We start from the raw sequence: 8,837 nt of genomic DNA on the forward strand, positions 1-8,837 counted from the left end.
CCAATGACAACTGACAAATGACTAAAAAACAAAAATTTCCTTACTTACTGGGTTCTAAATGGACTGCACAGAAAAAAGTTGATGGTTGGCGACATTTTCAGGTTGTTAACCGCAAAAATCAGGGTAAATGGGTATATGCGGAGATGGTAGCAGCTTGTGACCCTCAAGTGCGATTTTGGTTAAATGCGAAATTATTACAAGATAATTCCCAATGGTACGCCGGCTGGCAAACCCTACAAGAAATAAACTCTATCGAAAACCAATAATGACCAATGACCAATGACCTAAACCATCAATGGTTGTTGATACAGTGGCACAGTGAAAGTTACCGTTGAACCGAGTCCCTCACCTAGACTATAAAAATGTACCTCACCACCCATTGCTTCTATGAGCTTTTGGGATATAGTGAGTCCTAAACCTGTACCACCATAGTGACGAGTCCGAGAACCATCAATTTGAGAAAATAATTGAAACAGTTTATCTTGCTTATCTAAGGAAACACCGATACCTGTGTCAACAACGCGGACTTTAACTGTTGTAGGGTGTCTTTTGGGTATTAAATCGGCACTGATAGTGATACCACCTTCATGGGTAAATTTAATAGCATTACCTACCAAATTTAGCATTACTTGTAATAATCTCTTATAGTTACCTTGAACAATAATTGCATCAGAAATTGTCGGCATTTCCATCTGAAAACTAATATTTTTCATCTCCGCTTGCTGACGGGTAAAGCCTTCAACGTCATCAAATAATTCTTTGAGGTTGACTGGTGAACAGTCTAACTCCATTTTACCTGCTTCAATTTTAGCAAAATCCAAAATATCATTGAGGATATTTAACAGATGCAAAGATAATTCATGAGCTTCTAAAATAAATTCATGTTGTTCTTGAGCATCATCTGTAATTCCTTCTATAATTAGCTTTAAGAAGCCAATCATGCCATTGAGAGGAGTCCGAATTTCGTGGGAGACATTAGCCAGAAATTCGCTTTTTAGGCGAGAAACTTCTTCCGCCTTTTGTCGGGATTCTTCTAGTTCTTGATATAAAGTAGCATGAGCGATCGCTGTTCCTAACTGATCTGCCACTTCCTTGGCTAATTCTAATTCTGCTTGTGTTAGTGGATGGCATTCATCAACAAAACTAAGAGCAGCTAAACCATTAGCTTTGTCTTTGTAACAAGTCGCAACAACCAGAGCTTTAGACTGTGGAGATTGGTGGTTAAATGAAACTGCCATCACCACAGGCTCTAAAGTCGCTAATGCTTGAGCAAAAGCCGGCTCAGAAGATATATCTATTTCTGAGTCAAGAATAGAAATTTGCTCTGGTTGATGATACTCAGCAACTACCCGAACCTTGGTATTAGCGGGTTGATAAGGGCAAATAATACAGCGTTCTAAGTTGAGTTTTTTTCCCAAGCTATCAACTGTTTGTTGCCAAATCACATCTAAATCCAGTGTCCGACGAATATTTTTGGTGATTCTGTTTAATAACTTCTGATGTCGCTGCAATCGTAAGGCTAACTCAAGTGCTGTTGGCGGTTTAAGTGCCTGATTCACATCTTGAGAATTAATGTTTGATGGCAATAACCTACCTATTACCAAAACTGTAGTTGTTGGCTGACCAAATTGCGGCAGAATCGGCGTAATTGTCAATTCCAACTCTAATAATTCAATATTTGGGCATTTAAACCAGCATTTCACCCTTTCCGGCACGGAACTGCTCAAAATCCGGTGTAAATGTTCTAGATAAACAACCTTGTCTACTGGAGCAAAGCTATCATTTTCATTGAGGACATCAACTATTTTCTGGGGATCACCCCCTAGGTATTCGCTGTGTTGCCAATAAAAAGTCAAATAGCGTCCAGAGGCATCTTGAGTATATATTAACTCTGCTCCCAGAGTTGCTGATGAGCGATCGCTCATGAGGTTAATAGATTCCAGATTTTGAGCGATTAAATTCGGAAATTGGGTATTGGCACTAATAGTCATTAATCGAGTTGGATAGACAAAAGGCTTCCCACCGTGCTTATACTAAAGCTAATTAAATTCTGGCATAAACTTTTACAGGTTTTACATTTTTCAAGGGTGGATTTTTGACTTTTCTGGCATTTAAGGCATTAATTTTTACATTTCTTATTATTAGTTGATACTCGTCAAGTCACTTTAATCATTCCATTCACCACGGGGGGGAACAGGTGTCCGTAGAGGAGTACGTGTTAACTCATCATCTCTATTAAAATCACCCCGTAACCATTGACGGATAGCTACCTCAATCACCTTACTGGGATCATTAGTCAGATGTTGAATTTGCTCTATTAATTCAGAATCTAGATTCAGAGCGATTTCTGTCTTTTCAGCGCGTCTTTTATCCGCACTATTGGGTTGTTCTTGCATATTCATGGGTTTAAATACTATGAAATAGTTTTATTGAAACTGTTGTCCAGCAGTTGTGATATTTATAATTGAGTCTATTCAATTGTAAACTGCTGAGTCATCAACACTAGGAGCTAGAAATAGATTCTAAATAATAGCGTAAGTTGTCAGGAGTTCAGAAGAAAGAAGAAAGAAGAAAATTTCTCCCCTGCCTCTTGCCTTTTGCCTCTTCCTTCTTCCCTCTTCCCTTATTACCTCAGAAAGCATTAAAATACATGAAGTAAATAGCTTTCACTTTGGTTTGCTTTAGAGCAAAGATGGTATATGACTGACGTTCCCGCAGATCGCATTCGCAACTTTTGTATTATTGCTCACATTGATCACGGGAAATCCACTCTCGCTGATCGTTTGCTACAGGCTACTGGGACTGTAGAAGATAGACAGATGAAAGAGCAGTTTCTCGATAACATGGATTTGGAACGGGAGCGCGGCATTACAATTAAGCTGCAAGCTGCCCGGATGAATTATACTGCCAAAGATGGTCAGCAGTACGTTCTCAATTTAATTGATACTCCTGGTCACGTAGACTTTTCCTATGAAGTGTCTCGTTCTCTTGTAGCTTGTGAAGGAGCATTGTTAGTTGTGGATGCGTCCCAAGGTGTAGAGGCACAAACCCTAGCAAATGTGTATTTAGCTCTAGAGAGTAATCTAGAAATTATCCCAGTTTTAAATAAAATTGATTTACCAGGAGCAGAACCAGAAAGAGTAATTGGTGAAATTGAAGAAATTATTGGTTTAGATTGCAGTGGCGCAATTTTGGCTTCAGCGAAAGAGGGAATTGGCATTGCTGAGATTTTAGAAACAATTGTCGAACGAGTTCCCCCACCCGCTGACACTGTGAATGAAAACCTGCGAGCGCTGATTTTTGATAGTTACTATGACAGTTACCGGGGTGTAATTGTTTATTTCCGAGTCATGGATGGTACTGTCAAAAAAGGCGATCGCATCTACTTAATGGCATCCGGTAAAGAATATGTCATTGATGAACTAGGCGTACTCTCTCCCACCCAAAAGCCAGTTGAAGAACTCCATGCCGGAGAAGTAGGTTATTTAGGTGCAGCCATTAGAGCCGTAGCTGATGCCAGAGTAGGAGATACCATTACCCTATGCAAAAACAAAGCCACAGAAGCCTTACCTGGCTACGCAGAAGCCAATCCGATGGTATTTTGTGGAATGTTCCCCATAGACGCAGATCAATTTGAAGACTTGCGGGAAGCCTTAGAAAAACTAGAACTCAATGATGCCGCATTACAGTATGAGCCAGAAACCTCCAGTGCAATGGGTTTTGGTTTCCGTTGCGGCTTTTTGGGACTACTGCACATGGAAATCGTCCAGGAACGCTTAGAACGTGAGTATAACCTAGATTTAATCATTACCGCCCCCTCAGTGGTTTATAAAGTCGTCACCATCAAAGGGGAAGAACTGTACATTGATAATCCTAGCCGCTTACCTAACCCCAATGAGCGCGACAGAATTGAAGAACCCTATGTTAAAGTAGAAATGATTACTCCCGAAATCTACGTTGGTTCTTTAATGGAGTTGTCTCAAAACCGTCGCGGTATCTTCAAAGATATGAAATATCTCACCCAAGGACGGACCACACTCACCTATGAATTGCCCTTAGCCGAAGTTGTTACGGACTTTTTTGATCAAATGAAATCCCGTTCTCGCGGTTACGCCAGTATGGAATATCATCTGATTGGCTACCGCGAAAATCCTTTAGTAAAATTGGATATCATGATTAACGGTGATCCAGTGGATTCCCTAGCCATGATCGTTCACAGAGATAAAGCCTACAATGTCGGTAGATCAATGGCGGAGAAACTCAAAGAACTAATTCCCCGTCATCAATTCAAAGTCCCCATTCAAGCTTCCATTGGCGCAAAAGTTATCGCCAGTGAACATATCCCCGCTATGCGAAAAGATGTGTTAGCTAAATGCTACGGTGGTGACATCAGCCGTAAAAAGAAACTATTGCAGAAGCAAGCCAAAGGCAAAAAACGCATGAAAGCTATAGGTACAGTAGATGTCCCCCAGGAAGCTTTTATGGCTGTATTGCGCCTAGATAAAGGCTAACGTAGGGGCGGGGTTTCCCCGCCCTAATTTTATGACTTTGTTCCCTTGTGCAAAATACAATTCATATTAAATTAATTAAGAAGGATATAAAAAATAGACTGATGAATTCAATAGCATCTACTTTAATTTCTATTCTCAGCACCGAAAACGCCATAATATCGTGGGAAAATCTCACCCCCACCCAACAGCATAATATCCAACAAGGGATAGACTCCAAAAGCCAGCCTAGTTGTGTCATTTATCCTCATAGCCAAGCAGAATTATCCGCAGTGATCACCACTGCCAACAGTCATCAATGGCGCGTTCTAACCTGTGGTAGCGGTAGTAAAATCAATTGGGGTGGTTTAGCTAAAAATATTGATATTATTGTCAGCACCGAACGCATTAACCAACTCATAGAACACGCTATGGGTGATTTAACTGTCACTGTGGAAGCAGGGATGAAATTTGCCCAGATTCAAGAGATTTTGGCTAAACATAACCAATTTTTAGCACTTGATCCAGCTTTTCCTGATTCTGCTACCATAGGTGGTATCGTTGCTACGGCTGATACAGGCTCTCTGCGTCAACGTTATGGTGGTGTACGTGACCAACTTTTAGGTATAACTTTTATCCGCGCAGATGGACAAATCGCTAAAGCTGGGGGACGAGTTGTTAAAAATGTGGCTGGTTACGACTTAATGAAATTATTCACTGGTGCTTACGGTACTTTAGGAATTATCAGCCAAGTCACTTTTCGGGTTTATCCCATTCCTGAAACTTCGGGAACTGTGATATTAACTGGTAAGCCTGAAGCCATATCCCAAGCAGTGAGAACTTTACAAAGTTCGGAATTAACACCAACTCAAGCAGATTTATTATCAAGTAAGTTAGTTACTAATTTGGATTTGGGTAGAGGAATAGGCTTAATTGCCCGTTTTCAAACTATTAGCGAAAGTGTTCAAGAACAGTCAAAACGACTTTTAGCAATTGGCGAAAAATTAGGTTTACATGGGGTAATTTATTCAGGAAATAATGAAGCTGATTTATGGCAACGATTACCAGAAAAAATACATTTTAATGTTACAGAATCCACAATCATCTGCAAAATAGGTGTATTACCAACTGCTGCGGTGGAGATTATCAATCAAATAGAACTTGGTTTAATTCACATTAGCAGTGGTTTGGGTTTGGTGCGTTTAGAAAATCAAGAGCAGATTTTGCCTTTGCGAAATTTATGTACAGCCAATTCTGGGTTTTTAAGTATTTTATCTGCATCTGTTGAGTTAAAGAAAAATGTTGATGTTTGGGGGGATATTGGTAACAGTTTAGCAGTAATGCGGGGAATTAAGAAACAGTTTGATGGTAATTTTATTTTAAGTCCTGGTCGCTTTGTGGGTGGGATTTAAGATTTAAGAGAATGAACCACGAAGACGCAAAGAACACGAAGTGAAGAGGGAGAAGAGAAATGCAAGTTTCAGAGGGTGCTGTTAATAATACTGCTAGTATTAAGAATTTGAAGGGTTTTGATGAGAATCATCCACCTGATCCTAAGTTAATTGATAGTTGTGTTCATTGTGGTTTTTGTTTGTCTACTTGTCCTAGTTATCGGGTATTAGGTAAGGAGATGGATTCTCCCAGGGGACGGATATATTTAATGGATGCTATTAATGAGGGGGAAATAGCTTTAAATACGGCTACTGTTGAACATTTTGATTCTTGTTTGGGTTGTTTAGCTTGTGTTTCTACTTGTCCTTCTGGTGTGCAGTATGATAAGTTAATTTCGGCTACTAGACATCAGGTGGAGAGGAATTATAACCGCAGTTTACCTGATAAGTTAGTTCGACAAGTGATTTTTTCTCTCTTTCCTAATCCTGATCTTTTAAGAATTTTACTTTTTCCTTTATTAGTTTATCAAAAGTTAGGGATTTCTAAAGTATTACAAGCAACTGGGTTAATTAAAGCTATATCTCCCCGGTTAGCAGCTATGGAATCTATTTTACCCGAAATTACTCTTAGGTCTTTTCAGGATAATTTGCCAGATATCATCCTGGCGAAGGGTGAAAAAAGATATCGGGTTGGGGTAATTTTAGGATGTGTGCAAAGGTTGTTTTTCTCGGGTGTGAATGAAGCGACAGTCAGGGTTTTAACTGCAAATGGTTGTGAGGTGGTAATTCCTAACTCTCAAGGTTGTTGTGCTGCACTTCCTGAACACCAAGGACAAACGGAACAAGCGAAAATATTAGCCAGACAAATGATTGATAGTTTTGCTGATACTAATGTGGATTTTGTGATTATCAATGCTGCTGGTTGTGGTCATACTTTGAAGGAATATGCTCATATTCTAGCAGATGATCCAGAATATGCGGAAAAAGCGAAAATATTTGCAGCTAAAGTTAAAGATTCACAGGAGTTTTTAGCCAATGTGGGTTTAACTGCTAAACTTTCACCTTTGACTGATAAAAATATCAATTTAGTTTATCAAGATGCTTGTCATTTATTACATGGTCAAAAAATTAGTGTCCAACCCCGTCAACTCTTAAAACAAATTCCCGGTGTGACTTTAAAAGAACCTATAGACGCGGCTTTGTGTTGTGGTAGTGCGGGAGTTTATAATATGTTGCAACCGGAAGTTGCGGAGGAATTAGGTAAACAAAAAGCTCAGAATTTATTAAATACTGGTGCAGATTTAATTGCTTCTCCTAACCCTGGTTGTAGTTTGCAGATTAGTAAGTATTTGCAGGGTAAAACTATTTCTGTTATGCACCCAATGGAGTTATTAGATTATGCAATTCGGGGTGATAAGTTGGAGATTTAGAAAATTATAAAACCCATATCCCCGACTTCTGAGATCAATTTATCATTTATTTATAAGATAAAAAAGAAGTCGGGAATCTTATTTATCGTTCCCAAATTAAGTTCATTGCCTTTTTTATGATTTCTTCTTGTTGAACTAATTTGCTTAATTCTTCTGCTTCGTATTGACCTTCAAAAGCTTCAATTGCTGCTTTTTCTAATGCTAAATCATAAGCATCTTCTAGAGTCGCTGCTAATTCTGTTTCACTCAAATAAGTTCCTTTTGCTTTTTCACGGGAATTACTGCGTTGAATTTGTTTGACAGAGTTGCGAATAGAAAGATTCCAAGACCTAGTGGTACGGTTTTCAGCAGCTTGTTTAATTAGGTGTAGAAGTAAAATGATGCCATAGCTAAATATTTTATTCAGTTTATCAGATTTGCTCATTTCTTCTAATTCTTCGACAATCAATAAGGCTTCTGTTATATTGCCTTGGTGCAGGAGTTCTTTGAGTGTAAGTAGTTCTTCCATTTGGTTGATTTTCCTAATTTTTCATCGCTAAGGTTAATCCGTCTGCTATGGGAACTAAACTCAGGGTAATTCGGCAGTCTTGATGTAATTTGCGATTCAACGCCCTAATTTTATTAGTTTGATTATCTTGTATTTCTGTATCTGCAACTTTACCCGACCACAACACATTATCAATGGCAATTAATCCACCGGGACGAATTAATTCAAGACATTGCTCATAATAATTATCATAGTTACTTTTGTCAGCATCAATAAACGCAAAGTCAAAAGTTCCCCCTTCCCCTGCTGTTAATAACTTATCTAATGTTTCCAACGCTGGGGCAATATGCAAATCAATTTTATCAGCTACTCCCGCTTCTTGCCAATAACGTCGAGCTACACTGGTATACTCTTCACTAACATCACAGGCGACTATTTTACCATCTGCGGGTAAAGCCAAAGCTACTACTAAGGAACTGTAGCCAGTAAATACACCTACTTCTAAGGTTTTTTTTGCTCCTATCAACTTAATTAATAATGCCATGAATTGCCCCTGTTCAGGAGCTATTTGCATTATGGACCTTGGCATTTGAGCGGTTTCTTGACGCAGTTGGGTTAAAATAGCTGGTTCGCGCAGGGAATTTGAAAGCAAATAATCATATAGGTTTTGTTCTAAACCCAGGGTCTGTTTTGACATGATTTATATTAATTATTTTATGATAGTTCTTCCTTGTCGGTTCTATGATAACAAATTTAAAATCAAATGTCAACCCCCAAATCCTCTTTTAAACCCGACTCGTTTTAAAGCGTGTTTCAAAATTTATTTATTGACAAAGTTCTCAGTTTCGACTATGCTTATGTTATGAGTAAAAAAGTGTGCGCCCATATATATAAGACTTTTATTTATCAAATTATTCAAAGCAGTAAAACCAACGTTTATAAATGATTCATGCTTTCAAGAACTTGGGTACACAAGACATTTTCGATGGTAAAGATTCTAAAGCTGCTCGAAAAACCTGTCCCTCATCCCTTTAGAAGCGTA

Annotated in this window: 8 protein-coding genes; 4 read left to right on the forward strand and 4 right to left on the reverse strand. The window is 38.8% G+C overall.

What is annotated here, in order from left to right:
* Positions 1 to 17: 17 nt before the first annotated feature.
* A complete protein-coding gene (locus tag CA730_RS23070) occupies positions 18 to 266 on the forward strand; it encodes a TIGR02450 family Trp-rich protein (RefSeq protein ID WP_096670884.1) in 249 nt (82 codons plus the stop codon).
* Positions 267 to 284: 18 nt separating this feature from the next.
* On the opposite strand, the gene CA730_RS23075 is transcribed toward CA730_RS23070, so the two are convergent.
* Positions 285 to 1,991, reverse strand: coding sequence for an ATP-binding protein (locus tag CA730_RS23075; RefSeq protein ID WP_096670886.1), 1,707 nt, complete (start codon positions 1,989 to 1,991; stop codon positions 285 to 287).
* Between the two features lie 174 nt (positions 1,992 to 2,165).
* Positions 2,166 to 2,402, reverse strand: coding sequence for a hypothetical protein (locus CA730_RS23080; protein ID WP_096670888.1), 237 nt, complete (start codon positions 2,400 to 2,402; stop codon positions 2,166 to 2,168).
* 297 nt (positions 2,403 to 2,699) lie between these two features.
* Here CA730_RS23080 and lepA point away from each other — a divergent pair, with 297 nt between their 5' ends.
* From lepA to CA730_RS23095, 3 genes are all read left to right on the forward strand, one after another.
* Positions 2,700 to 4,511 carry a translation elongation factor 4 gene (lepA, locus tag CA730_RS23085; RefSeq protein ID WP_096670890.1) on the forward strand — a complete coding sequence of 604 codons (1,812 nt, stop codon included), beginning with the start codon at positions 2,700 to 2,702 and terminating at the stop codon, positions 4,509 to 4,511.
* Positions 4,512 to 4,612: 101 nt separating this feature from the next.
* Positions 4,613 to 5,899 carry an FAD-binding oxidoreductase gene (locus tag CA730_RS23090; RefSeq protein WP_096670892.1) on the forward strand — a complete coding sequence of 429 codons (1,287 nt, stop codon included), beginning with the start codon at positions 4,613 to 4,615 and terminating at the stop codon, positions 5,897 to 5,899.
* Positions 5,900 to 5,958: 59 nt separating this feature from the next.
* Positions 5,959 to 7,308, forward strand: a complete 1,350-nt coding sequence (locus CA730_RS23095; protein ID WP_096670894.1) for a (Fe-S)-binding protein — start codon at positions 5,959 to 5,961, stop codon at positions 7,306 to 7,308.
* 82 nt (positions 7,309 to 7,390) lie between these two features.
* Here CA730_RS23095 and CA730_RS23100 read toward each other — a convergent pair whose 3' ends face one another.
* Together CA730_RS23100 and CA730_RS23105 are read right to left on the reverse strand one after the other, a co-directional pair.
* Positions 7,391 to 7,816 carry a DUF29 family protein gene (locus CA730_RS23100; protein ID WP_096670896.1) on the reverse strand — a complete coding sequence of 142 codons (426 nt, stop codon included), beginning with the start codon at positions 7,814 to 7,816 and terminating at the stop codon, positions 7,391 to 7,393.
* 13 nt (positions 7,817 to 7,829) lie between these two features.
* Positions 7,830 to 8,492 (reverse strand): class I SAM-dependent methyltransferase, encoded by a 663-nt coding sequence (locus tag CA730_RS23105; protein WP_096670898.1) that lies wholly within the window; start codon positions 8,490 to 8,492, stop codon positions 7,830 to 7,832.
* Positions 8,493 to 8,837 lie beyond the last annotated feature (345 nt).

The organism is Dolichospermum compactum NIES-806, from assembly GCF_002368115.1.
GTDB lineage: Bacteria > Cyanobacteriota > Cyanobacteriia > Cyanobacteriales > Nostocaceae > Dolichospermum > Dolichospermum compactum.